Source organism: Pseudoalteromonas sp. ESRF-bin5, assembly GCF_002632075.1.
Lineage (GTDB): Bacteria > Pseudomonadota > Gammaproteobacteria > Enterobacterales > Alteromonadaceae > Pseudoalteromonas > Pseudoalteromonas marina.
Window position 1 is genome coordinate 1 of sequence record NZ_NTLW01000287.1, and the last position, 24,330, is coordinate 24,330.

A 24,330-nucleotide genomic window follows, 5' to 3' on the forward strand; every position below is an offset into this window, starting at 1 on the left:
AAACTAAAATAGAGGTAAATATGAAAAAACTAATTAAATTTTTAACCGTAATCAGTGTCGTTTTTAGTAGTGCGGTATTTGCGCATGTGCATCTTGAAAAAAGTGTGCCTGCTGATAATGCAATGCTAATGAATCCTCCAGAAGAGTTAACTTTGGTGTTCACCAAAGAGGTACGTGTTGTAAAAGTTTCATTGGCCAATAAACAAGGCGAAGAATTTAAATTTGGATTCGAGCCTTCTAAAGTCGCTACTAGCAAATTTACATGGAAACTACCTAAATTAGCTCCTGCAAACTATGCTGTGGATGTAACCTTCTTAGGTAACGATGGTCATAAAATGAAACATAGCTTCGGCTTTATGGTTCACTAAAATAGGCGGTGTGATTGATATGGAAATGTATATCTGGAATACAGTCATTGTACTGTCAAAAATTGTATTTTACGTCGGCTTTGCCTGTATTGCTGGTTATACATTTTTCAGGCAAATATTTGAGAATAATGAATCTCATACTAATACTGTAATAGCGAATTTAACGTGGACAAGAACTTATATAGCTATGGCTTTGATCGCTAATATTACTTGGTTCTTTGCCAGTACTGGTGCAATGGCAGAAGAGGGAATTCAGGGGGCGATAGACGCTGATATATTGGCTATTATGTGGGACTCCTCTGTCGGCACTGGAGCTTTGCTTCGAGCGCTTGGGCTAGTTACCGCAATAATCGCTTTAGCTTTAAGGTTCAAACTCGCTGTGAACTCGTACTTAAAACAAAGCGCTTTAATGTTGAGTTTATTAATCCTTGCATACTCATTCACGTTACTGGGTCATATTTCTGAGTTAGGCACAATTGAAAAAGGCTTGCTTATTTTGCATGTGCTCGTTATGGCATGGTGGTTTGGGGCGTTATTGCCACTAAAACAGGCTTGCCATCAGCTAAGTTATGCAGAACTTCATTTGCTGATGGAAAGCTTTGGCAAACAAGCAAGTTTTACATTGAGCCTATTGTTGGTAGCAGGCCTCTGGCTCGTGATTCAATTGGTCGGAAGTCTTGATGCACTAATAAGCTCAAGTTACGGACAAACACTGTTGTTTAAATTGGCCCTTGTAGTGTCTATTTTGGCACTTGCTGCTAAACATAAACTAATACTCGTTCCACAACTTAAAAATAGTCAAGGCAGAGAGGCTTTATCTAAATCTATCTCGATAGAAATGGTAGTAGCTTTTGCCATTTTATCTGTAACGGCTGGGCTTACTAGTGTTGTTGGCCCTGCAAATTAAAACCTAAAAGAGAGAATGAAAATGAAAACAATAAATATATTACTCGTTTTATTAATGACGTTTAGTTTCGCAGCAAACGCTCATGGTGATAAGAACAAAGACAAAGGTTTGTTTAAAGGTATAGATACCCCTGCCGCAAAAGTTGTTTTGGCATTTCATCAAGCACTTGAAACTGGCAATCAAAAACAGGCTAGAGCGCAGTTAGCGGATGATGTCACCATTTTCGAGGGAGGCCGCGTTGAAAGGAGCGCTGATGAATATGCTCATCATCATATGTTGTCGGATATGAAGTATTTAGCAGCGATGAAGAGCGACACACTTGAACATCAAGTGACGATACTTGGAAATACCGCTATCTCTGCGTCGCGTAGTCAAACTACAGGTACTCATAAAGGTGTTGAACGCGATTATCAAGGCATGGAAACGATGGTGCTGGAAAAACAAAATGGTGAATGGAAGATTAAGCACATTCATTGGTCACATTAATTTATTGGTTAAATAACGGAGTACAAAATGAGAATTAAAAGTCCATTACATCAAGTTTCTACGCCACGTAGACGCTTTGTACAAGGTGTAATTGCTGGCGGTGTATTAGCTGCTTTTCCAAGTGTTCTTCATGCAGCTTCATCTTTGATTGCTGGAACTTCAACAGGTACTGCGCCCGAACTAAGTGGAGAAGTAATAGATTTAGTGATAGATGAGTCACCCGTAAACTTCACAGGTGTTGTAAGAATGGCTACAACAATCAATGGCTCAATACCAGCTCCTACCTTGCGCCTCAGAGAAGGTGATGACGTTACTATCAGGGTAACTAATAAATTATCAGTGCCGAGTTCAATTCATTGGCATGGGATCATTCTTCCGTATCAAATGGATGGCGTACCGGGTATTAGCTTTAAAGGTATAATGCCGGGTGAAACCTTTGTTTATAAATTTAAGCTGCAACAAAGCGGCACATATTGGTATCACTCACACAGTGGCTTTCAAGAAATGACAGGTATGTACGGCGCATTAATTATTGAGCCAAGAGAAAAGGATATTATTAGTGCTGACAATGAGCATGTCATCCAATTGTCTGATTGGACTGATGATGACCCAATGGATTTGTTTCGCAAGTTAAAAGTACAGGGCGATGTATTTAACTTTAATCAACCTACTGTTCCAGAGTTTTTTGATGACATTTCAAATAGCAGCGTTTCAAATGCGCTACAACGCCGGGAAATGTGGAATAAAATGAGAATGAACCCTACAGATCTTGCAGACTTATCAGCATCTGCAATGACTTTTTTAATGAATGGTTGTGCGCCTTTGACAAACTGGCGTGGAATGTTTAAAGCTGGCGAAAAGGTTAGGCTTAGATTTATTAACGGTTCTAGCAATACGTTTTTTGATGTAAGAATACCTGAGCTGAAGTTAACAGTTGTACAAGCTGATGGACAAAATGTTGAACCTGTGACAGTAGATGAATTTAGATTTGGTCCCGGTGAAACTTATGATGTACTTGTCGAGCCAAAAAATGATGCATATACGATTTTTGCACAAAGCATGGATCGCTCAGGTTATGCTAAAGGTACTTTATCAATGGCACCTAACGTTGATGCACCAGTACCTTCTTTAGACCCCGTTGAGTGGTTAACGATGACAGATATGATGGGCAATATGACCCATGATAGTGTGCATTCTACAATGGCTGATACGGCAGGTATGTCGGGCATGAATTCTAATAAAATGGATCATAGTGCAATGGGTCATGGAGCGATGGCAATGGATCATAGTAAACATGGAATGACTAAAAACCCATTAGCTGTTGCTAGCACTAAAGTGCGTCATGCAAAAACAGAGTATGGAGCTTCTGTTGATATGCGTGTTGATATGCCTAGAACAAACCTTGATGATCCCGGTATAGGTTTACGTAAAAATGGACGCCGTGTTTTAACACTTGCAGATTTACATTCTCTTGAGGGAATTACAAACCAGCAAGAGCCAGAGGCTGAAATTGAATTACATTTAACTGGAAACATGGAGCGTTATAGCTGGTCATTTGATGGCTTGGAATTTGGAAAAAGCACGCCAGTTCACATGAAGAATAATCAACGTTTAAGAGTTATTTTACAAAACGATACAATGATGACACATCCCATGCACCTGCATGGTATGTGGAGCGATTTGGAGAATGAAAAAGGTGATGTACAGGTTCGTCGCCATACTATCCCTGTACAACCAGCGCAAAGAATTAGTTTTTTAACAACACCTCATGACGTAGGTCGCTGGGCATGGCATTGCCATTTATTATTCCACATGGATGCAGGTATGTTTAGAGAGGTAGTTGTATCATGAAAAAATTAATACTAACCAATACGTTAAGACTATTATTAATAGGTTTGCCCCTTATAAGTGTATCTGTATCTGTATCTGCAAAAGATGAGATGACTGAGATGGGTGATTCTAAAATGCAAGCACAAGGTGGAGATGCACCTAAAGATGCTAGAGACCCCCATGCTTATGCAGCAGGTACAACTTTGACTGAAGGCCCTTATGCACTCAGTAGCGACAAACGACTGACTTTGGCAGATGAGCATTCATTTTACGCGCTACTAGGGGATCGTCTTGAATATAATGAGCAAACAAACGCAGGTGTTTTTGACTTTCAGGCATGGTATGGCACTACTTTTGATAGATTAGTCATCAAAACTGAAGGAGATTTTAGCGAAGGTAATTTAGAGGAGAACCAAACAGATTTTCTATGGGGCCACGCAATATCTGCTTATTGGGATACACAAGTCGGTATTCGACTTGATTACAATAACGAAGGTGAAAACCGCAAATGGCTAGCTTTTGGTTTACAAGGTCTAGCCCCCTACTGGTTTGAAATTGATATGACTGCGTATTTAGGAGAGCAAGGTAATAGTGCATTTTCGATCGAAGCTGAGTATGAGCTATTACTTACTCAAAAGTTAATTGTTCAACCACGAGCAGAGTTGACGCTTTACGGTAAGGATGACGTCCAAAATAACCTTGGTAGTGGCTTGTCTAGCAGTGCTATTGGTTTTCGGGTTCGTTATGAGTTTACCCGCCAGTTTGCTCCCTATGTTGGCGTTGAGTGGACAAATAAATTTGGTAATACAGCCGACTTTGCGAAGTTAAATGGGCAAAGTACTCGTGATACTGCTTTTGTTGCAGGTATCAAGTTCTGGCTCTGATATGAAGAAATACTATATTGACTTGATGAGAGCTACCGCAACTATATTGATGGTAGCTTTCGTTTTTTGGGATTTAAACCATTTTAGTTATGTTAGGAAAGGCCTAGCTAATAGTTTTTTTGGAAAGAACTAAGAGCAGTAATAGTAAGCTACTTCTTGTTTTCAGTCGGTGCCAGTCTGGTGTATACCTATCAAGGTGGAATATCAGCTAAGAAGTAAAGTTGGCGAATGGTTAAGGTTAAAGAGTAAAGGCAAAAAACATCGCCATTGAAAGACGTACAATAGGCCATTTTATCACTTTTGATGAACGGGAATTGGATGTGCCCGGGATAGAACCGATTGTTGCAAAGTACTGCGCTTAAAGCTGAACAATTGGAAAAATGATCCCTTACTCAACACCTAGTTATGAGCGTAGGGTTTTTATTTCTTTTAATGGTGCTCATGCTTGGCTTCAATCTCATGAGTATAAATTAGACACCCCTTTTATACTTGTGAAGTTTAAGCTGTTTAAAAAAGTAAAAAGTAAAAAGTAAAAAGTAAAAAGTAAAAAGTAAAAAGTAAAAAGTAAAAAGTAAAAAGTTTAGGTTTTAGTTCAAAGGTTGATCAAGATCATAAAATTATTTTTATAAAGTGGCTAATATTGTAGGTGATAAATAAGGAATTAAAATGTTTGGACTTTTCAGGTGGTTTAAAATAGTAATAATAACTGTGTTGCTTACGCAGCATGGCTTTGCTATTGCTAAACCAATGAATTGTGAAGAGCATCATAATGGCTCATCCGACACGCATATTATACAACCAAGCAAAAATATGCATCATCAATCAATGATTGACAATAGTCACTATCACACTGAAAATTCGCAAGATTCTAAAAACCGTCATGGTGATGAAGACTGTGAAAAATGTAAAGCTGGTGATTGTGTTTGTTGTGAAGGCGGTTTTTGTACAAGCTTTCATTTAAATGCCTATCTTGTGGAAGCGCAAGACGAAGGTATTTGCAATATTCATTCTGAGCTAATTCTACAGCGTACACCCCTACCAAAATCTGGTATCCATCTCTTACTTTATCGTCCACCAATTATTGGCTAATCACAGGATCAGTGCGTCTTTTTTTCGCCACTCCCATCAAAAATAGAATGACTTATTCATTGATTTAAATAATCAATTGTTTTGAACGATTAGTACGATATTTGGAAAGGCATTATGAAAATGCTCAAGTTATTGCCATTTACAGTAATTAATACTGTCGATTTTGGCCGAGATTCCTCTTTTTACCAAAAATTAGTTTTTAGCTTTTGCATTATTAATCACGAATAATCACTTGACCTGTGTCTTAGACACAGGTCTAAGCTGTAGGTGAGATTACAAACTTAGGTGAAGAACTAAGGAGTGAACATGAAAGTTGCAGAGCTGGCAAAAAGCCTTGGAACGACTGCTGATACGGTGCGCTATTACTCGCGATTGGGATTGTTAAAACCTGCTAAGTCAGTGAACGGCTACAAGTCATACTCGAATAAAGAAGTATCGAGACTTAAATTCATTTTAAGTGCCAGAAACCTTGGTTTTTCTGTTGCAGATATCAAGGAAATTATTAATGAATCTGAAGATGGTAAAAGTGCGTGCCCATTAGTCAGAAGCCTGATCAAAGAGCGGCTTGAAGAAACAGAAAAGCAGTTTCAAGCAATGTTGGCACTTCGAGGAAAAATGTCTTCTGCGCTTTCTCGATGGGAAGAAATGGAAGACAAAGCACCGACTGCAAACATGGTTTGTCATCTCATCGAAAACTTTGAGCAAATAAAAAAAGCATAGGAGGAAAAAGGGTGGCTACTAACACAAATATAAAAACTGAATCAGGCTGTTGCTGTCAGGCAAAAGCTCAATCCTCTTCGTGTAAAAGTAAGGAGAATACGTTGGAGAAAGTATCACATAACCAACAGCTTATCATTGAAGGTGCTGGGTGTGCTAGCTGTGTAGGCAAAATTGAAGGGGCGTTGAAGGCAACTCTTGGAGTCGTCAGTGCGGAAATGAATTTTGCTGATAGGACAGTAACAGTTTATGGGACAGCTAAAACAAAAGAATTGATCAAAGCTGTTGAGTCAGTGGGGTATAACGCGAAGCCAATTGATGATAGCTCAGCAACAGATGCGCTTGATGAGAAAGAGGCGGCTGATTGGGCATATTATAAGAAGCTAATGCGCGATACGTTTATTGCCCTTTCACTCGGCGTTCCTTTGATGATCTACAGCATTGTAGTTGGAGAAATGACGGTTGAAACAAACCTTGAACGAATTTCTTGGTTGGTTGTAGGCATTTTAACTTTTGGTGTTATGTATTTTTCAGGCAAGCATTTCTATGTAGGAGCATGGAAGAGCTTCAAAAATCATTCAGCCAATATGGACACCCTAATTGCTTTAGGAACAGGCACGGCTTGGTTGTATTCGATGGTTGTCGTGTTTGCACCTGACGCTGTTCCATTGATGGCACGGCATGTTTATTTTGAAGCTACCGCCATGATCATTGGCTTAATTGATTTAGGTTTAGCATTAGAAATCAAAGCCAGAGGTAAAACCTCTGAGGCCATTAAACGTCTTATCGGCTTGCAAGCCAAAACAGCAACCGTGGTTCGTGACAACAAAGAAGTTCAGATAGGTATTGAGCAGGTTTTATTTAACGATATTGTGAAGGTAAAACCGGGTGAAAAAATTCCCGTCGATGGCGTGGTATTGGAAGGACACACCTCTATTGATGAGTCCATGCTGACAGGCGAACCTATGCCTGCTGAAAAAGCTGAAGAAGATGAGGTTGTCGCAGGTACTTTGAACAAATCAGGCATGATTTTATTTAGAGCCACACGCGTTGGTAAAGACACGGCGCTTGCACAGATCATCAATATGGTGAAACGAGCACAAAATTCAAAACCGCCGATTGGCCGTTTGGCCGATGTTATTTCAGCTTTTTTCGTACCTGTCGTGATGATTACCTCTGTGTTAAGTGCGCTAGCATGGCTTAACTTTGGACCTGAGCCAGCCATTGCTTTTGCCATCGTTTCAGCAACTACTGTGCTTATTATTGCCTGCCCGTGTGCTTTAGGCTTGGCAACACCCATGTCTGTCATGGTGGGAGTAGGAAAAGCAGCAGAAGCCGGAGTGCTTATTCGCAACGGTGAGGCACTGCAAACCGCCTCTAAAATCACTGCCATGATTTTAGATAAAACGGGCACTATTACTGAAGGGGCACCTAAGGTAACCGATATTATTTTAGCAAAAGCTACTGACGAAAAAGACGTACTACAGCTTGCAGCAAGTTTAGAAAGCGGCTCAGAGCATCCTTTAGCGCAAGCGATTGTTGAAAGTGCGTTAGATCAGGATATTGAGTTACTAAAAATTGAAGCCTTTAACGCCATTACGGGTTTTGGTGTAGAAGCAAGCTGCAACAACAAAGCCCTGCTTTTCGGAAACGATAAACTAATGAAGTTAAAAGGCATAGACCTCACAGGCTTTGTTGAACAAGCACAGTCTTTAGCCAAAGAAGCCAAAACACCTATGTACTTTGCTGTAGATGGTGAACTTGCAGCAATCATTGCTGTTGCAGATCCTATCAAGTCAGACTCAATCTCTGCTATCAAACGGCTTCAGGCTAATGGTATACGCGTCATCATGTTAACGGGTGATAACAAGGAAACCGCTGCCGCCGTAGCTAAAAAAGTGGGTATTAGTGAGTTTCTTGCTGAAGTGCTGCCAGAAGATAAAGCCAACAAGGTGAAAGAGCTACAAGAAGGCGGCGAAATTGTTGGTATGACAGGAGATGGCATCAACGATGCTCCTGCGCTAGCGTTAGCCGATGTTGGCTTCGCCATAGGCACAGGGACTGATGTAGCTATCGAAAGTGCTGACATTACCCTAATGCGTGGTTCACTTCATGGCCTTGCTGATGCCATAGCGGTAAGCAAAGCTACTTTACGAAATATCAAACAAAACTTGTTTGGCGCGTTTGTCTATAACGTAGCCGGGATTCCTTTTGCTGCGGGGGTTCTATATCCCTTCTTTGGCATTCTGCTTAGCCCTGTAATTGCAGGTGCTGCAATGGCGTTTTCGTCATTGACTGTAGTGTCAAATGCAAATCGACTTCGCTTTTTTAAAGCAAAAGAGCATTAAGGAGAATCACAATGATGGTTATTAACTTATTAGGCTTAATGTTAATCGCGCTGATTGTTTGGTGGTTTTGGCTATATAAACCCAATAAAACAATCGTTCAAGGTAATGAAGTACTCATTGAAGTGAGGGATGGTGTGTATTCCCCATCCTCAATTCAGGTGTCTGCTAGCCAACCTGTCACTCTGAAGTTTATGCGCAAAGATCAATCCCCCTGCGCTGAAACAATGCTTATTCCTTCATTGGATATAAGCGAACAGCTTAAATTAAATGAAATTACTCAAATTACCCTATTGAACTTATCACCGGGAGAGCATGAGTTTCACTGTCAGATGCAAATGTATCGCGGTGTCTTAAAAGTCGTTTAGGAGGGCAATATGAAAAATCAACACACTAATTTTTGGTCAACACCTACAGGCTGGGCTGCACTGGCACTTATTGCCGCAGTGACCTACTTCTTAGTGCTTGAGCATGGTCAACATATGCTGCAATTTCTTCCCTACTTGATTTTATTGCTATGCCCCTTGATGCACGTATTTATGCATGGCAGTCATGGTAAACATGGTCACGATCATTCACATGCGCCTGATGAAAAAAAGGAAGAGAGCTCTTAAGAACTCACGGATAAAAATGCAGCCTATCACGATGGCTACATACAAGGGTTAGAAAAGGCACGTAAGGAATCACATAAAAAGGAGAGCAGTGATGAATGAAACATATGATTATGGCTTATGGTCAATGGTGATACTGAACTCAGCAATTTTTATCTTTTTTGCCTTTAGTTTTGTCAAACCAAAAACATCAACTGATTGGAGAAGTCTAAGCGCGTTCTCTGCCTTTATTGTTGCCCTATTTACTGAAATGTATGGCTTTCCTTTAACTATCTATTTTCTGTCGGGGTGGCTGACGGAGACCTATCCAGAAGTAAATTTCTTTGCGCATGAAAATGGGCATTTATTACATACTTTCTTTGGATTTCAAGGTGATGCCCATTGGGACCCATTTCATATAGTGAGTATGGTGTTTATTGTTGCAGGTTTCTTTATGTTGTCTTCAGCATGGAATGTATTGCATCACGCGCAAAAACATCATCAATTGGCTACAACTGGATGGTATGCAAGGTGTCGCCACCCACAGTATGTAGCTTTCATTCTAATCATGTTCGGCTTTTTATTGCAGTGGCCGACAATTCCAACACTTGCGATGTTTCCGATCTTAGTCGTTGTTTACGTCGAGCTAGCGAAACGCGAAGAAGCACAAGCGATTGCTGAGTTTGGTTCGGAGTACCACAGGTATATGGAATCGACACCGAGTTGGATCCCAAATTTTAATAAAAGTGTAGAAGGTAAAAATCATGAAAACGTTAACTAAATCAATTTTATTTATTAGTTCACTACTGATAACCACTAGCTCATTTGCCCAAAACAATGAGCATAAACATGAAGGTGCGAACAAAGCTGATATGCATCAAGGCATGGCAATACCACATGAGAACATGGGAGAAATGCACAAAAAGATGATGGAAATGAAAAAGGAAGTCCATGTCATTAAAACTGAAAAAGATCCTGAAAAGCAACAGCAGATGATGGTTGAACATCACCGTTCAATGATGAAGATGATGCAATCCATGCATAAAAACATGGAAGAAATGCCAATGCATCAACAAATCAAGATGGCTGAACATCATTTAGAAATGATGGGGAACATGATGCCGCAGATGAACCGCAAAATGGAAGAAATGAAAGATAGCAATCAACAGCATTCACACAAACATTAGGAGAAAAATTATGAGCGATTTAAATCATAGAGTTGGCGTTAGAGAGCAAAATTTAGTTGTTCGAAATCTAAAGCTTAGCAATGTCACAGAAGAAAGCTGTGACGAGTTAGTAAAAGAAATAGATCAGCTTTTTGGTATAGATGAAGTTAGTTACAACATCAAAGAAGGTGAAATACACCTTGCCTATGATGCCGCAAACGTAAGCCTTGATGGGATTGAGGAGGTAATCCGTAAGTATGGCGCAGATGTTCATAATGATTGGTGGACACATACTAAAGAAAGTTACTATAAATTTGTTGATCAGAACATCAAAGATAACTCTGTTCATAAGCCTTGGAGTTGTCATCAAGCACCTTCGGGGGCTGGCCGGAAAAACAAATGAATTCATAAAAAAGTGTATAGATAATTAGTTAGTCAAATGAGGTAACAGTGATGAAAACACCCTATATAAAAGCTCTTTTATTGCTTACATTCGGTTTATATTTAGTGGGTTGTTCCAATACCACTTTTTATCATAAATACATGGTGAGAGGTCAGGTAGTAGAAAGTTCTGATAATCGAACTCTAATCTGTATTGGTGCTAAGCATGGCGCAGAGGTTGGGCAAAAATACAGTGTTATTAGATTCCATGAAAGAATAGTATTGAGTGAAGGTGAAGATCCCTACACTATCGAAAAGGTAGGAACGGTACAAATTACTAAAATTGTGAATGATCATTTCGCAACTGTAAAGCTAGTGTCTGGTGACATTGCAGCGAAAGATATGGTGGAACTTGAAAACTAATAAAGTGGTGGCGAAAGCCACCACAAGAGCATAACAATAAAACTTAATGAAAAAACTTTAGTGTTATTTTGTACAACCTTTGAGATTGTTTGCTCAGTTCTGGTTATCTTGATGCCAGTACGACAGAAAAAATGTTACATATGAATTAGAAAGGTATGGGCTGGCATCCTAAATAGCTGTTCCAAATAGTAGATCACCCGAGGAAGGGAACTCAATGCGGTTTGCGCGATCAGATCAGTCGCCAAACATAACCAATCAACAACCGCATTGAGTATGAACAAAATAGCATTTTTATACGGCGCAGAAACCCGCCGCTTGAAGAAAATTGTACATAAAACCCGAGATAAAGACCTGTGCCGCCGGGCAAATGCGGTGTTATTGGTGCTAAAAGGTGAAACCAAGTCGCAAGTAGCCCGTGTTTTGCAAGCAGGCCGTTCATCAGTAAACCGGTGGGTAACCTGGTATGAAGCAGCAGGTATAGATGGCCTTAAAACCAAGGGTGCTGGGCGACCACCAAGTCAGCCCAAAGGCTTTATCTGCGGTGTTTTAAAACTGTTGGTGAACCATGTACCCAGGACACTGGGTTATCAGCGGTCGCGTTGGAGTAGTGAATTATTCGCACTGCTACTGCATAAGCTTTACCGTATCGTTATTCATAGCTCAACTCTCAGGCGGTGGTTGCCACAAGTCGGCATCGTCTGGCGTCGTGCGGCACCGACGCTGTATATCCAAGACCCAGATAAAGAAGCTAAGTTAGCAGCCATGCGGGAGGCACTTGAAAATTGCAGCGTGGACCATCCGGTGTTTTATCAGGATGAGGTGGATATCCACCTGAATCCGAAGATTGGTGCCGACTGGGGCTTTAAAGGTAAACAGCGTAAGGTAGCTACACCCGGCCAGAATAAGAAACACTATCTGGCGGGGGCACTGCACAGCCAGACAGGACAAATCAGTTATGTTGGTGGTGAGCGCAAGACCAGTGATTTGTTTATTGCGCTGTTGGAGCAACTGAAAGGGCAATACCGGCGAGCGAAAAGTATCACGCTAATTGTGGATAATTACATCATCCATAAGAGCAAAAAAACGCAGAAATGGCTGAATGAGAACCCAAAGTTCAAGCTCTTGTTTTTACCGGTATACAGCCCGTGGCACAACAAAATTGAAAAGCTATGGCATGCGTTGCATGAAACGATAACCCGTAACCATCAGTGTAAGAACATGGATGACTTACTGGAGCAGGTATACCACTTTATGGACACAGCGGCTCCGTTCCCAGGTGGCAAGCATGGCTTGAAGCAGGTGTATCACAATTAGGATCAGTTATTTAGTCAGCAGTAAATCCCTAGCATGGACTTGCATCTGGCACCAAACTCTACGCAGTTCTTTTCCATGTGCCGCGCAAAAACTTTAGCTCAAAACCGTTCAGTATTCGGTAATGCTGAAGTGAACGTTGATGTCCGCTATTCGCTCTTTGCCGAAGTTTGGCTAAGTGCCATGAGCAGTCATTCATGATTAACTCGTTTCTGCCCCAAAACGTGTTGAGGCGAATGCCTCAAAAGAGCGAAAACCAGTCATTGTAGTTCGAGCAATTTTACTTCGTATTGATATACTAATGTCATGATTAAAGTTGATTTTATGGTTGGACGATGAAAACAATAGGCAAGTTGGCTAAAGAACTTGATATAGGCGTAGAAACTATACGGTTTTATGAGCGGGAAGGCTTGATAAAACAGCCTCAAAAACCTCAAAATGGTTATCGTGTCTATGACGACTCAATCACCAAACAATTACAATTCATCTGTAAGGCCAAAGCACTTGGCTTTACTCTAAAAGAAGTGGCTTCATTGATGTCAATGGATGGCGATTGTGCCAAAGTAGAATCCCTAGGCTTGCTGAAATTGAACGTAATTCAAAATAAGATAGCTGACCTTCAACGCTTAGAAGTCGTCATAAAAGAAATGACTAATTCATGCCGCAACAATAACGATCAATCCCACTGCCCAATAATCGATTCGCTAAAATAGTATTGACTCCGTACCTACCTACGGAGTTCATACTCAAATCATTCAAATAATGTTAGACGTTAAAAATGATTAATAAGATTTTAGATAAAGTTAGCTCAGGTGGTGTTTGGCTTGCGGCTCTTAGTTGTACGGGGTGCTTCCCCGCACTCGGCTCGTTAGCATCAGCATTAGGATTAGGCTTTCTCTCTCACTTTGAGGGAATTGCTGTAAATACCTTGTTACCTATATTTGCAACTCTGGCATTGTTGGTAAATTTGTATAACTGGTATAAAAACCAAAATCATGCGAGAGGTATTCTTGGGGTTATTGGCCCTATAGCGGTTTTGTTAACCCTCTATCCACTATGGCAATACGAATGGAGCACTTATTTGTTTTATGTAGGTATTTGTTTGATGATTGTAATGTCCGTATTAGACATTGTTAAACCTTTGAAGGAGCAAACATGCAAAGTATAGAGTTAAATTCTACCATTACTTGCCCTGAGTGTGGCTTCAGTAAAACTGAAGAAATGCCAACCAACGCTTGCCAGTGGTATTATGAATGTGAATCTTGCAAAGTTCTCCTAAAGCCTTTGAAAGGCGATTGTTGCGTATATTGCTCTTATGGAACAGTGAAATGCCCGCCAATTCAAGAAGGTCAAAGTTGTTGCGATAGCTAAATGACAGTCTATTAATGGCAATGAGAAGGCATAAAAAGAAATAGTGAAATGTCAGCAATCGTATCATTGCAGCCTTTATCACTAAGTCACTCAAGGGCTGCTTTTGGCACAAACCAGAAATAGCTTCCAATGAATTCTGTATTTAAATTTTAGGTTTAAGCTGGGCTCTAATTAATAAATCATAATCTAATTGCAACACCTTGCTTAAATTCAAATTATTCTTAAGTTAACGCAAATTTTCAATTTAACTGGTGCTGGCCTAATAAAGGCTCATATGAGAACCAAATAGCCAACTTATTAAATGGAAACTAAAAAATGTGGCTGTTAAAAGGTTTATACTAACTAAAAAGTAACTACTCTTAGCTATGACTCAGTTTTCTCTTTATAGTCACACAAATCCTCGATTATACAGCTTCCACATTTTGGTTTTCTCGCTGTACACGTATAGCGCCCATGTAAAATAAACCAATGATGGAGGTTAAACATAAACTCTTTTTTATTTGGCGTATTTTTAATTATGGCCTGTTCTGTCTGCTCAACAGTTTTACCTTTAGCGTAACCCGAACGGTTTGCAAGACGTTGGATGTGAGTATCTACTGCTAAAAAGTATCTACCTTCATTATCCTTTAGCCAGCCGAAGGCGGTGTTGAGTACCACATTTGCTGTTTTTCGACCTACGCCGGGTAGGGCTTCTAGGGCTTCGCGGTTTTCAGGTACGATGCTATCATGTTTATCTACCAATATTTGGCACATTTTATAAACGTTGGCAGCTTTAGAATTAAATAAGCCTATGGTTTTTATATAATCACGGAGTTTATCGTGGCCTATATCTAAAATGGCTTGTGGTGTATTAGCAACAGGGAATAGTTTTCGGGTTGCTTTATTAACACCAACATCAGTGGCTTGCGCTGACAGTGTGACAGCAACAAGCAACTCGAACGGGCTTGAATATTCAAGCTCCGTTTCTGGGTTTGGGTTGTTATCGCGCAAGCGTGTAAGTATTTGGTAGCGTTTTTCTTTATTCATATAACTTAAACGTACTTACTTAAAAAGCAGTACGTTTCCCCTTAAGTTAAACTGGTAACACGTGCACGAGGGCCTTTTTCGGCTTCTGGCGGTGCAATTTGTTTTGATTTTATTTGTGCATCAATCACATTTTTAGCGGCTATGAGCAACCCAAGCCCTAAAAATGCGCCAGGTGGTAAAATAGCAAGCAAAAACTGATTGTCAAAGCTAAACACTTCAATGCGTAAACTTTGTGCCCACGGACCCAGTAATAAATCGGCACTGTCGAATAACGTACCTTGGCCAATGAGTTCTCGCATTGCACCCAGTACAACGAGTACAAGCATAAATCCAAGTCCCATCATTAATCCGTCAAAGGCAGATAAATGAATTGGATTTTTTGATGCGTACGCTTCGGCGCGGCCTATAATTGCGCAGTTAGTTACAATTAGTGGAATAAATATGCCCAGCGATTGATAAAGTCCAAATGTGTAGGCGTTCATCAGTAATTGAACAATGGTTACAAACCCTGCAATGATCATTACAAAAACGGGAATACGTATATCTTTTGGTACCCAGTTTCGTACAATAGAAACGCTTATATTTGATCCAATTAATACCAAAAGTGTTGCAAGGCCCAAGCCCAGTGCGTTTGTAACAGTCGATGTCACAGCAAGCAACGGACAAAGCCCTAAAAGTTGAACAAGAGCAGGGTTGTTTACCCACATCCCCTCTTTGTAAAGTGTTTTTAATTCACTCATTGGGTTACCTCTTCACACTGGCTATTTGGGGCTGTAAAAATAGTATCAAACTCATTTTGCGCAAATAATACGGCGTTTTTAACCGAATTTACAACTGCACGAGGCGTAATTGTTGCTCCAGTGAACTGATCAAATTGGCCGCCATCCTTTTTCACAGCCCAGCGGTTATCGTCTTCACTGTGCACCGTTAAGCCTTTAAATGTGGTGATCCATGATGACTTTTTAATTTCTATTTTGTCGCCTAACCCTGGTGTTTCTTCGTGTTTAGTGGTTCGCACACCCGCTACAGTTCCATCGCGTAATATGGCGGTTAAAAGCTTTATATCGCCACTGTAACCGTTTGGTGTTACGTGCCTAACAACAAGGGCGACTGGTTGGTTATTTTTTCGTGCACGGTAGATAACTTGCGAATTATATGGTCCTAGTCGTTCATCTTTAATAACGATACAGTCTTTCGACAAGTCATTGTCGTAGGTGTTAGGGTCAAGTACTTCGTGCAATTGTGATGTTAAGTATAGTTGCTCTTGCTCTGCAATTTTATCAGCCGTTAGTGCATCAATAGTTGCCACTAGCCCAGTAGTTACAAGGGCGAACGCAGTTAAAATAGCGCCGTTTTTTGCCATAGATGAAACAATCATTTTACTGCTCCATGGCCATAAGTTCGTGGCTGTGTGTAGTAGTCAATAAGTGGTACTGCAATATTTAGCAATAGTACTGCAAAGGCAACCGCATCAGGAAAACCACCAAAGGTACGAATTAAATAAACAAATAACCCAATTAGTGCACCGTAAATCAAGCGACCTTTATTTGTGGTTGAGGCCGAGACTGGGTCGGTTGCAATAAAAAATGCGCCCATCATAGTTGCGCCACTTAGCAAGTGAAATACAGTACCCGGCTCTGTGCCCGGTGCCGCTATGTAACCAATAGCACTGCATAATGCTAAGCTACCAATAAAACTGACAGGAATATGCCAGTTAATTACTTTTTCTTTTAGTAAATACAACCCGCCAGCTAAAAAACCAAGGTTAACCCACATCCAACCTTGGCCTGCCCATTCGTTAAAAATAGGCTTTTGCATGCTTTCGCTCACTGTTAAACCATGAGCTACATCTGTTTTGATAGTGTCTAGTGGCGTTGCCATTGTAGTGCCATCAACACCAGCACGTACTTGATCTAAGCTATAACCAGTAGAGGTAAAGTCCGTAAAAATAAGCCGTAATTGTTCTGTAAAGCCAATAGGGTTACTTGCTAGATCTGTAACAGGTAACCACGCAGTCATTTGCACAGGGAACGATACCAGTAGCAAAACATAAGCTGCCATAGCGGGGTTAAATAGGTTAAAACCTAAGCCACCATAAAGCTGCTTTACAATCACTATGGAAAATAAACAACCAATAATAACAATCCACCACGGTGCAAATGGTGGAATACTCAAGGCAAGTAACACCGCGGTTAACCATGCGCTGCCATCACTTAATGCAGGCCAAACAGGGCGCTTACGTATTAGCATTACTGCTGCTTCAAAAGCTGTGACAGCCACAAAAGCAAGGACGAGTTGAATAAGTACACCTGTACCAAAAAAGAAAACTTGAGCAATGAGTCCAGGAATACACGCAGCAATAACGGTTAGCATTAATCGTGTTAGCGATTTATGGCTATGATTATGCGGCGAACTGGCCATGGTTAATTTCATGACTGATCATTTCCTTCTTTTTGTAACTTTTTGGCTTTGGCGCGAGCAATAGCGGCGGCCACTGCAGCTTTTTTCTTTTCGGCGGCGGTTTGTTCTGGGGTAGCTTCACTTGGCGTTTCAGGCTCAGTTATCGCCACTTGATCAGTATCTTCATCGCTTTGTGTTTGCTGCGCCTCTTTTGCCGCTTTTTTAGCTTTAGCACGGGCAATAGCAGCCGTTACAGCCGCTTTTTTGTTCTCTGCTGGTGAGTCTGCTTCTGAGCTTTCAGATTTAACATTGTCTGCTTGTTCTACAGTACTGTTCGATTCGTCCAATTGTTCTATTTTATCAGCTTCTTTAGCGGCTTTTTTAGCTTTAGCACGAGCAATTGCAGCGGCTACAGCCGCTTTTTTATCATCAGTAGATGCTGTTGTATCGGCATCACCTATATTAGCTTGAGCACCTTGTGCTTGCGCTGCCTTTTTAGCTTTAGCACGTGCAATTGCGGCGGCTACGGCCGCATTTTTGTCATCATTAGGCGCTGCTGTATCGGCATCATCTGTATTTGCTTGAGCCCCTTGTGCTTTAGCTGCTTTTTTAGCTTTAGCGCGTGCAATCGCGGCAGCTACAGCCGCTTTTTTATCATCAGTAGGCGCTGCTGTATCGGCATCATCTGTATTAGCTTGAGCAGCTTGTGCTGCCTTTTTAGCTTTAGCACGAGCAATTGCAGCGGCTACGGCTGATTTTTTATCATCAGCTGGTGCAGTATTGGCATCATCAGGATTAGTTTGAGCACCTTGTGCTTGCGCTGCCTTTTTAGCTTTAGCGCGAGCAATTGCGGCAGCGACTGCGGATTTTTTGTCGTCAGGGGTTGTAGCGTCTTCAGAAAGCTCTTTTTGCTCTTTATATTTGCGAGCTTGCTCTTTGCGCAGTGCACGCTCTTTAGCGACTTCACTATTATCTGGCTCAATCTCTGTATTTTGGCCTTCAAGTTTTTTGGCTTTTGCGCGAGCTATTGCAGCAGCAACGGCTGACTTTTCATTCCCATCGTTCGATTTGTTTTTAACACGGGCAAGGGCATCCGCTACTTTTTGCTTTTCATCATCAGACTTAGCTGGTGCCTTGCGCTTATGACGATTTTTACGCTCTTCTTGTTCACGCTCTAAACGCTCCTTGCGCGCATCAAAGCGTTCTTTTGCTCTATCTGCTTTTATTTTTTCAGCTTGTTGTTCTTTTATTTCAACTTTAGCCACTCGGTAATATTGCACAAGTGGGATTTCGCTTGGGCACACATACGCACAGGCACCACATTCAATACAATCAAACAGGTTATGTTCTTGAAGTTTGTCGTACTCTTTAGATTTTGCAAACCACTGTAATTGTTGCGGTAGTAACGAAGCCGGGCACGCGTCTGCACACGCACTACAGCGTATACAGGCTTTTTCAGGTCCTGGCTCTGCAAGCTCTTTATGATCAGGGGCTAAAATACAGTTAGTTGTTTTAATTACACCAATCCGTACGGTGGGCAATGTAAAGCCCATCATTGGGCCACCCATTACAACACGTTGTTGTGGTACTGGCGAAAACCCTTGGCAGTCGAGCAGGTGTTTGATTTCTGTACCTAATAAAGCCCATACATTACCTGGTTTGTGTATAGTGTTACCCGTTACTGTAACCACTCGCTCTATAAGAGGTTTCCCTTCATAAACAGCTTGTTGTACGGCATAAAGGGTACCTGTATTGTGCATGAGTACACCAATATCAGCAGGAATTCCCATGCTGGGTACTTCACGATTAGTCAGCAATTTTATTAGTTGTTTTTCGCCACCTGAGGGGTAAACTGTTGGCACGGTTTGAACAATAATTTTGTTGTTATGTTCAGCCGCTTTAGTCATTGCAGCAATAGCTTCTGGCTTATTGTCTTCTATGCCCACAATACAAATTGTTGGGTCTAAAAGTTGCTGCATTAATTCGATGCCTTGGATAATTTCAGCAGCGTGCTCACGCATTAGTGTGTCGTCAGCGGTTATATAGGGTTCACATTCCACAGCATTGACAATGAAGAAGTCTATTTTTTGCTTTGTATCGGCCTTGATATAAGTTGGAAAACCAGCGCCACCCATGCCACTGATACCCGCTTGATGAATTATATCAACTAACTCAGTTTGGCTTAGTGTTTTTGGCTCACTTATTGGGTTAAGTGTGCACCACTCGTCTTTTCCATCAGGCTCAATAACAACACTTAGCTCTGGCAGTGCAGACGGGTGAGCCGAGGGCTTTGGCGCTATTTCTGTAATAACACCCGAACTAGGAGCATGTACTGGTACAGACCAGTTAGCAACGGGTTTAGTTAAGGCTTGACCTTTAAGTACGCGTTGGCCTTTTTCTACAAGTAATTTACCATTAGCGCCAATGTGTTGTTTTAGCGCAACTACAAGTTTGTCAGGTAGTGGAAGGCGAGCAATATTTGCACCGTTAGAAAGTGATTTTTGCTGTGGAGGATGCACGCCGCCAGGAAATTGCCAAACAGTACCTTTTTGTATTTGTTCAAGTAACTTTTCCACTCAAACCTCTAATCTATTTGTGTTACAGGAATAGCATCTAACTGCCATTTCCAGTTTTGTTTTGTTTCAGCAACCGGTAGCATATCAATACAATCTACAGGGCAGGGCTCAACGCATAAATCACAACCTGTGCATTCGTCTATTAAAACAGTATGCATTTGGCGAGTAGCACCTACAATGGCATCTACAGGGCAGGCTTGAATACATTTGGTACAGCCAATACATTCGTCTTCGCGTATGTATGCAACGGTTTTAATTGGCTCGGCTTGCTCTCCACCGGCAAGGGGTTTCTCATCAACGCCCATCAGGCCAGCAAGCTTTTTCATGGTGGCTTCACCACCAGGCGGGCACTTATTAATTTCATCCCCATTGGCAATTGCTTCTGCATAGGGGCGACAGCCTGGGTAACCACATTGACCACATTGCGTTTGCGGTAAAATGGTATCGATTTGTTCAACAATGGGGTTACTTTCTACGCGAAAGCGTATTGCAGCAAAGCCTAAAATTAACCCAAAAACCAGCGCGAGTGAGCCAAGCGCAATTAAGGCATAAAACAAGGTCATATTAAAATTTCACTAATCCGGTAAAACCCATAAACGCCATAGACATAAGGCCGGCGGTTATCATAGCAATAGAGGCACCTTTAAAAGGTGTTGGAACATCAGCAGCAGCAAGGCGTTCGCGCAGCGCTGCAAATAGTACGAGCACTAATGAAAAGCCAACCGCAGCACCAAAACCATACACTGCTGATTGTAAAAACGAATGGTCTTCTTTTATATTAAGTAAAGCAACACCCAGTACCGCACAGTTTGTAGTAATAAGTGGTAAAAATATACCCAATAAACGGTAGAGTGTAGGGCTTGTTTTACGTACCACCATTTCTGTAAATTGCACTACAACGGCAATAACTAAAATAAAGCTCATGGTGCGTAAAAATTCTATATCCAAAGGGATTAAAATATACTGATTAACCAGGTAACTAGTTACTGAAGCAAGCGTAAGTACAAAGGTGGTAGCTAATGACATGCCGATTGCTGTATCAAGTTTTCCTGATACACCCATAAACGGACATAAGCCTAAAAATTGTACTAACACAAAGTTATTAACTAGAACGGTTCCAATCAATAACAATACATATTCAGTCATGCGAGCCTCGCGCTTTTAAAGTCCCGTGTATTATCCTTTTTTCTGCTCTGATTAACAACATGTGCAGTGATTATCATTTAAATAAACATTATTAAATTAACTAACAGTAATAATGATGTAATTGACCTATGAGTTAGACATACTTTTTTCTTTAACATGATGACTTTAATCATACTAATTTAAGGGGAGCAGTGATCACCGTAGCGCTAAATAAAGGGGAAGGGCACAAACAAAAAAAGAGCAACGAGTGCTCTTTTTTAAAATAGGGGGTTAAATATCTTTCGGCTTTTCGATGTAGTAGCCTTGAACGCCATCTAAGCACAAGGTTTCTATTATGTGTTTTTCTTCTTGGCTCTCTACACCTTCGGCAAATACACTCACGCCAATCCTGTGTGCTAGATCTACCATTAGACGCATAAAGTATTGATTATTTTTATCGTCTTCTAAACCGCGAGTGTAACTGGCATCCATTTTTATAAAATCGGGTTTTAAATCACGGAAAAACTTGAATGATGTTAAACCGACACCAAATCGCTCAACGGTAATACGTGCACCTACTCGGTGAACCATATCAATAAAGCGTTTACTGGCTTTAATATTTTGTTGTAAACCAAACTCACTTACTTCGAAAACGAGTTTAGAAGCGATATGGGTATCTTTTAATAGGCGACGCTCTAGCCAAATTACAAACTGATCGTTATGTGCACTTGAGGCCGTTACATTTAAGCCAAAGAATTTCTCGGATAAGTTACGGCTTTTCACTTTTTCAAGCGATGAGTCAATAATAAGGCGGTCAATTTCTATTGCCATATCTAGTTTTTCAGCCATGGCTAAAAACGATGCAGTAGGGAGCATTTGGTTATCTTCGGTTTTAAACCTAACCTGTATCTCGGCGTATGCCTTAATGCTTTTACCCAAAGGCATAATATTTTGCATTACTAAATGCACGCGCTTTGATTCAATAACTTCGTTTATTACTTTACGCCAGTTTTGGTTACCAAAGCCTGCGCTTACATTATTAACTAAATCGGTTTCGCGTTGTACGTGCCATGCATTAGTTTGCTTAGACTGAGCCATACTCATTGCGTTATCAACCACCGAAAGCAGCTCGCCTAATGGTTTACCTTTTTCGTAACCCACAATGCCGGTATTAGCCACAGAGCTTAATTCTTGGTTTTGTTGATATTGAGTAAAGCGGGACTGTAAGTTTTCACCAAAGCGCTCAGCTTCTTTAAGCGGTGTATGCGGTAAAATAACAGCAAAGTCAGAGCTGTTTAGTCTAAACAATTGGCTGCCAGTATAAGTGCCGCTCAAGTGTTTAATTATATCAGCAACACCCCTTACGTACTCGTCACCTTTTTGGTAGCCACGGCTTTGATTAATTGCTTGTAACTCACTACAGCGCACCATAGCTAACGAGCCAAACGTACTTTGCTCGCAGTTCTCGATATGCTTTTCATAATACTCAACAAACATATTTCGGTTACCTAAAGAAGTGATAACGTCTTTATAGGCTTCTTGTTTAATGCTCATTGCTGCATTTTGTATATCTTGACTTTTAGACTTTAAAAAGTGCGATAACCGGTTAAAGCTTGGAACTAAATCTTTCCCCAGCTTTTTGAGACTAGAACCATCGAGTGCAGTTTGTAGATCGTCATCAACTTGGTTTTGGTTAATATAAATATCAATGATGTCAGATACCGTAGTGCTGATATTTTTGTTCAGCTGGTAAAAAATTGACTTAAGTAAGATGATAGGAATGATCACCAACACCGCAGATATAAGTATTACTATGAAGAGGGCCGTTTGTAGCTGCGAAGCTAGTTGTTGAATGTTGAGCGTAAATTCTACTTTTACATCTGCTGCATCGTTGACAGCAAATTGGGGGCGTATAGAGTTAAATTGAGACTGAATAAACTCGGCGAATGCTGGCAACTCTTCAGACGAATTAACACTGAAAACTTCCGCGCCTTGATAATCTCTAAGCGTGAAGTTTGAAAAGGTATTGCCGTTTGCAATTGATTTTTTTAAATTTTCTGCAGAAATATCGTCTATAGACAGCTCATTTATATACTTACTAACGGTTACTTGAGCACTTTTTTGTGCTTCACTCACCGCGTTATCAAAGCCCACTGAAATGAAGTAGCTTCCTGCTGCAACACACAATAACCAAGATATTATTTGTATTAAAATAAGTTTTTTAAATCCAGCCATTTTTTCAATCTTTTTGATATTACAGAGGAAAGGAATCAAGTCCTTGATTATTTAACTAAATGCAACATTTATTAGTTTTTTTTTCAATGTTTTAGTTCTAGAGTAGAAGGGTAGTGGAAATAGTAGTAAATGTCTATGGAATTGTTGAGAATTGGCTCCCCCTCCCCGACTCGAACGGGGGACCTGCGGATTAACAGTCCGTCGCTCTAACCAACTGAGCTAAGGGGGAACTAAATTTTGACTTGTATGATATTGGCTCCCCCTCCCCGACTCGAACGGGGGACCTGCGGATTAACAGTCCGTCGCTCTAACCAACTGAGCTAAGGGGGAACTAAATTTTGACTTGTATGATATTGGCTCCCCCTCCCCGACTCGAACGGGGGACCTGCGGATTAACAGTCCGTCGCTCTAACCAACTGAGCTAAGGGGGAACTACATCATATACATAAACTTGGCTCCCCCTCCCCGACTCGAACGGGGGACCTGCGGATTAACAGTCCGTCGCTCTAACCAACTGAGCTAAGGGGGAATCGTTTATGGTTAAAAAGCTTGGCTCCCCCTCCCCGACTCGAACGGGGGACCTGCGGATTAACAGTCCGTCGCTCTAACCAACTGAGCTAAGGGGGAAGCGTCTTGCCCTTCAACGGGGCGAAATATTAATGACCGCGCTGCAAAGTGTCAACATATAAAAGTCATAAATTAAAAAAAGAGGTTTATTCGTTGTTTTTATGTGCAATCTGCGTGTTTTATAGCTTTATTTGAAACCATTTATTGGCCTTTCAATAAAACCATCAGTGGTAAACTAGCGCTAAGTGATCGTTTGCTATAGCCAATTGAGTAAATAAAATACGACTTTGAAATGATTTGGTCTGTGTAAAACACAAAATTTAAAAATACTGACTCTTGGTTTTAACTATTTATACTCAAAAACCTGACGTTAGGGTATTTTTAATCCTAAGTAATAAAATCTAAAGCGTATGCTTTTTAAACGTTTGTAATTTTAGCACCTAACCATATACGCAAGTAAAAGCAAAGGTGCTCATAAATAATACAATCAATAACTTGCAATTATAAATGCTGAAAACAGGTTAGCTTAATAA

26 protein-coding genes and 5 tRNA genes are annotated in these 24,330 nt (G+C 40.8%); 18 read left to right on the forward strand and 13 right to left on the reverse strand.

The window, feature by feature from the left end; genetic code table 11:
* The 18 genes from BCG07_RS17705 to BCG07_RS17790 all read left to right on the forward strand — a co-directional run.
* A partial coding sequence (locus BCG07_RS17705) for a copper resistance CopC family protein (RefSeq protein ID WP_286891332.1) occupies positions 1–368 on the forward strand: 368 nt, incomplete at its 5' end.
* Between the two features lie 19 nt (positions 369–387).
* Positions 388–1,275 carry a CopD family protein gene (locus BCG07_RS17710; protein WP_028834969.1) on the forward strand — a complete coding sequence of 296 codons (888 nt, stop codon included), beginning with the start codon at positions 388–390 and terminating at the stop codon, positions 1,273–1,275.
* Between the two features lie 15 nt (positions 1,276–1,290).
* Positions 1,291–1,761, forward strand: a complete 471-nt coding sequence (locus BCG07_RS17715; protein ID WP_008467847.1) for a YybH family protein — start codon at positions 1,291–1,293, stop codon at positions 1,759–1,761.
* 27 nt (positions 1,762–1,788) lie between these two features.
* Positions 1,789–3,612: a copper resistance system multicopper oxidase gene (locus BCG07_RS17720; protein WP_286891340.1), complete on the forward strand. Its 1,824-nt coding sequence runs from the start codon at positions 1,789–1,791 to the stop codon at positions 3,610–3,612.
* Entirely contained in the window at positions 3,609–4,475 is an 867-nt protein-coding gene (locus BCG07_RS17725) for a copper resistance protein B (protein WP_028834968.1), read from the forward strand. Before BCG07_RS17720 ends, BCG07_RS17725 begins: the two co-directional genes overlap by 4 nt.
* A gap of 666 nt (positions 4,476–5,141) precedes the next feature.
* The gene (locus BCG07_RS17730; protein ID WP_004589264.1) at positions 5,142–5,564 is read left to right on the forward strand and encodes a hypothetical protein; all 423 of its coding nucleotides are present in this window, start codon (positions 5,142–5,144) and stop codon (positions 5,562–5,564) included.
* A 306-nt stretch (positions 5,565–5,870) separates the two neighbouring features.
* Positions 5,871–6,284: a MerR family transcriptional regulator gene (locus tag BCG07_RS17735; protein ID WP_004589265.1), complete on the forward strand. Its 414-nt coding sequence runs from the start codon at positions 5,871–5,873 to the stop codon at positions 6,282–6,284.
* Positions 6,285–6,385: 101 nt separating this feature from the next.
* The gene (locus BCG07_RS17740; protein ID WP_004589266.1) at positions 6,386–8,629 is read left to right on the forward strand and encodes a heavy metal translocating P-type ATPase; all 2,244 of its coding nucleotides are present in this window, start codon (positions 6,386–6,388) and stop codon (positions 8,627–8,629) included.
* An 11-nt stretch (positions 8,630–8,640) separates the two neighbouring features.
* Positions 8,641–8,994, forward strand: coding sequence for a cupredoxin domain-containing protein (locus BCG07_RS17745; RefSeq protein WP_004589267.1), 354 nt, complete (start codon positions 8,641–8,643; stop codon positions 8,992–8,994).
* A 9-nt stretch (positions 8,995–9,003) separates the two neighbouring features.
* Entirely contained in the window at positions 9,004–9,240 is a 237-nt protein-coding gene (locus BCG07_RS17750; protein ID WP_024605467.1) for a DUF2933 domain-containing protein, read from the forward strand.
* A gap of 91 nt (positions 9,241–9,331) precedes the next feature.
* Entirely contained in the window at positions 9,332–9,997 is a 666-nt protein-coding gene (locus BCG07_RS17755; protein ID WP_004589269.1) for a methyltransferase family protein, read from the forward strand.
* Positions 9,981–10,403, forward strand: coding sequence for a hypothetical protein (locus BCG07_RS17760; protein ID WP_004589270.1), 423 nt, complete (start codon positions 9,981–9,983; stop codon positions 10,401–10,403). Before BCG07_RS17755 ends, BCG07_RS17760 begins: the two co-directional genes overlap by 17 nt.
* Positions 10,404–10,413: 10 nt before the next feature.
* Entirely contained in the window at positions 10,414–10,785 is a 372-nt protein-coding gene (locus BCG07_RS17765; protein WP_008109666.1) for a heavy-metal-associated domain-containing protein, read from the forward strand.
* Between the two features lie 50 nt (positions 10,786–10,835).
* The gene (locus BCG07_RS17770) at positions 10,836–11,186 is read left to right on the forward strand and encodes a hypothetical protein (RefSeq protein ID WP_024602002.1); all 351 of its coding nucleotides are present in this window, start codon (positions 10,836–10,838) and stop codon (positions 11,184–11,186) included.
* Between the two features lie 273 nt (positions 11,187–11,459).
* Complete coding sequence (locus tag BCG07_RS17775) at positions 11,460–12,500, forward strand: IS630 family transposase (RefSeq protein ID WP_010558023.1); 1,041 nt, start codon at positions 11,460–11,462, stop codon at positions 12,498–12,500.
* A 332-nt stretch (positions 12,501–12,832) separates the two neighbouring features.
* Positions 12,833–13,210, forward strand: a complete 378-nt coding sequence (locus tag BCG07_RS17780) for a MerR family transcriptional regulator (protein ID WP_010557530.1) — start codon at positions 12,833–12,835, stop codon at positions 13,208–13,210.
* Between the two features lie 65 nt (positions 13,211–13,275).
* Positions 13,276–13,665, forward strand: coding sequence for an organomercurial transporter MerC (gene merC / locus BCG07_RS17785; protein ID WP_024601094.1), 390 nt, complete (start codon positions 13,276–13,278; stop codon positions 13,663–13,665).
* On the forward strand, positions 13,653–13,868 hold the full coding sequence (locus tag BCG07_RS17790) for a GDCCVxC domain-containing (seleno)protein (RefSeq protein ID WP_076916053.1): 216 nt from the start codon (positions 13,653–13,655) through the stop codon (positions 13,866–13,868). Before merC ends, BCG07_RS17790 begins: the two co-directional genes overlap by 13 nt.
* A 363-nt stretch (positions 13,869–14,231) precedes the next feature.
* Here BCG07_RS17790 and nth read toward each other — a convergent pair whose 3' ends face one another.
* The 13 genes from nth to BCG07_RS17855 form a co-directional block, all read right to left on the reverse strand.
* On the reverse strand, positions 14,232–14,894 hold the full coding sequence (nth, locus tag BCG07_RS17795; RefSeq protein ID WP_010557532.1) for an endonuclease III: 663 nt from the start codon (positions 14,892–14,894) through the stop codon (positions 14,232–14,234).
* Between the two features lie 41 nt (positions 14,895–14,935).
* Positions 14,936–15,634: an electron transport complex subunit E gene (locus BCG07_RS17800; RefSeq protein WP_006794770.1), complete on the reverse strand. Its 699-nt coding sequence runs from the start codon at positions 15,632–15,634 to the stop codon at positions 14,936–14,938.
* Positions 15,631–16,272, reverse strand: a complete 642-nt coding sequence (rsxG, locus tag BCG07_RS17805; protein WP_006794771.1) for an electron transport complex subunit RsxG — start codon at positions 16,270–16,272, stop codon at positions 15,631–15,633. Before rsxG ends, BCG07_RS17800 begins: the two co-directional genes overlap by 4 nt.
* Positions 16,269–17,327, reverse strand: coding sequence for an electron transport complex subunit RsxD (gene rsxD, locus BCG07_RS17810; protein WP_006794772.1), 1,059 nt, complete (start codon positions 17,325–17,327; stop codon positions 16,269–16,271). The genes rsxG and rsxD overlap by 4 nt, the downstream gene beginning before the upstream one ends.
* Positions 17,324–19,870: an electron transport complex subunit RsxC gene (gene rsxC / locus BCG07_RS17815; RefSeq protein ID WP_286891353.1), complete on the reverse strand. Its 2,547-nt coding sequence runs from the start codon at positions 19,868–19,870 to the stop codon at positions 17,324–17,326. The genes rsxD and rsxC overlap by 4 nt, the downstream gene beginning before the upstream one ends.
* A gap of 8 nt (positions 19,871–19,878) precedes the next feature.
* The gene (gene rsxB, locus BCG07_RS17820) at positions 19,879–20,433 is read right to left on the reverse strand and encodes an electron transport complex subunit RsxB (RefSeq protein ID WP_006794774.1); all 555 of its coding nucleotides are present in this window, start codon (positions 20,431–20,433) and stop codon (positions 19,879–19,881) included.
* A 1-nt stretch (position 20,434) separates the two neighbouring features.
* Positions 20,435–21,016, reverse strand: coding sequence for an electron transport complex subunit RsxA (rsxA, locus tag BCG07_RS17825; protein ID WP_008134172.1), 582 nt, complete (start codon positions 21,014–21,016; stop codon positions 20,435–20,437).
* A gap of 270 nt (positions 21,017–21,286) precedes the next feature.
* Positions 21,287–23,230, reverse strand: a complete 1,944-nt coding sequence (locus tag BCG07_RS17830) for an EAL domain-containing protein (protein WP_138741164.1) — start codon at positions 23,228–23,230, stop codon at positions 21,287–21,289.
* Positions 23,231–23,382: 152 nt separating this feature from the next.
* Positions 23,383–23,459, reverse strand: a tRNA-Asn gene (locus BCG07_RS17835).
* Positions 23,460–23,483: 24 nt separating this feature from the next.
* Positions 23,484–23,560: transfer RNA gene (locus tag BCG07_RS17840), tRNA-Asn, on the reverse strand.
* Positions 23,561–23,584: 24 nt separating this feature from the next.
* Positions 23,585–23,661: transfer RNA gene (locus BCG07_RS17845), tRNA-Asn, on the reverse strand.
* A 21-nt stretch (positions 23,662–23,682) separates the two neighbouring features.
* Positions 23,683–23,759, reverse strand: a tRNA-Asn gene (locus tag BCG07_RS17850).
* A gap of 21 nt (positions 23,760–23,780) precedes the next feature.
* Positions 23,781–23,857 (reverse strand) — tRNA-Asn (locus tag BCG07_RS17855).
* Between the last annotated feature and the right edge of the window lie 473 nt (positions 23,858–24,330).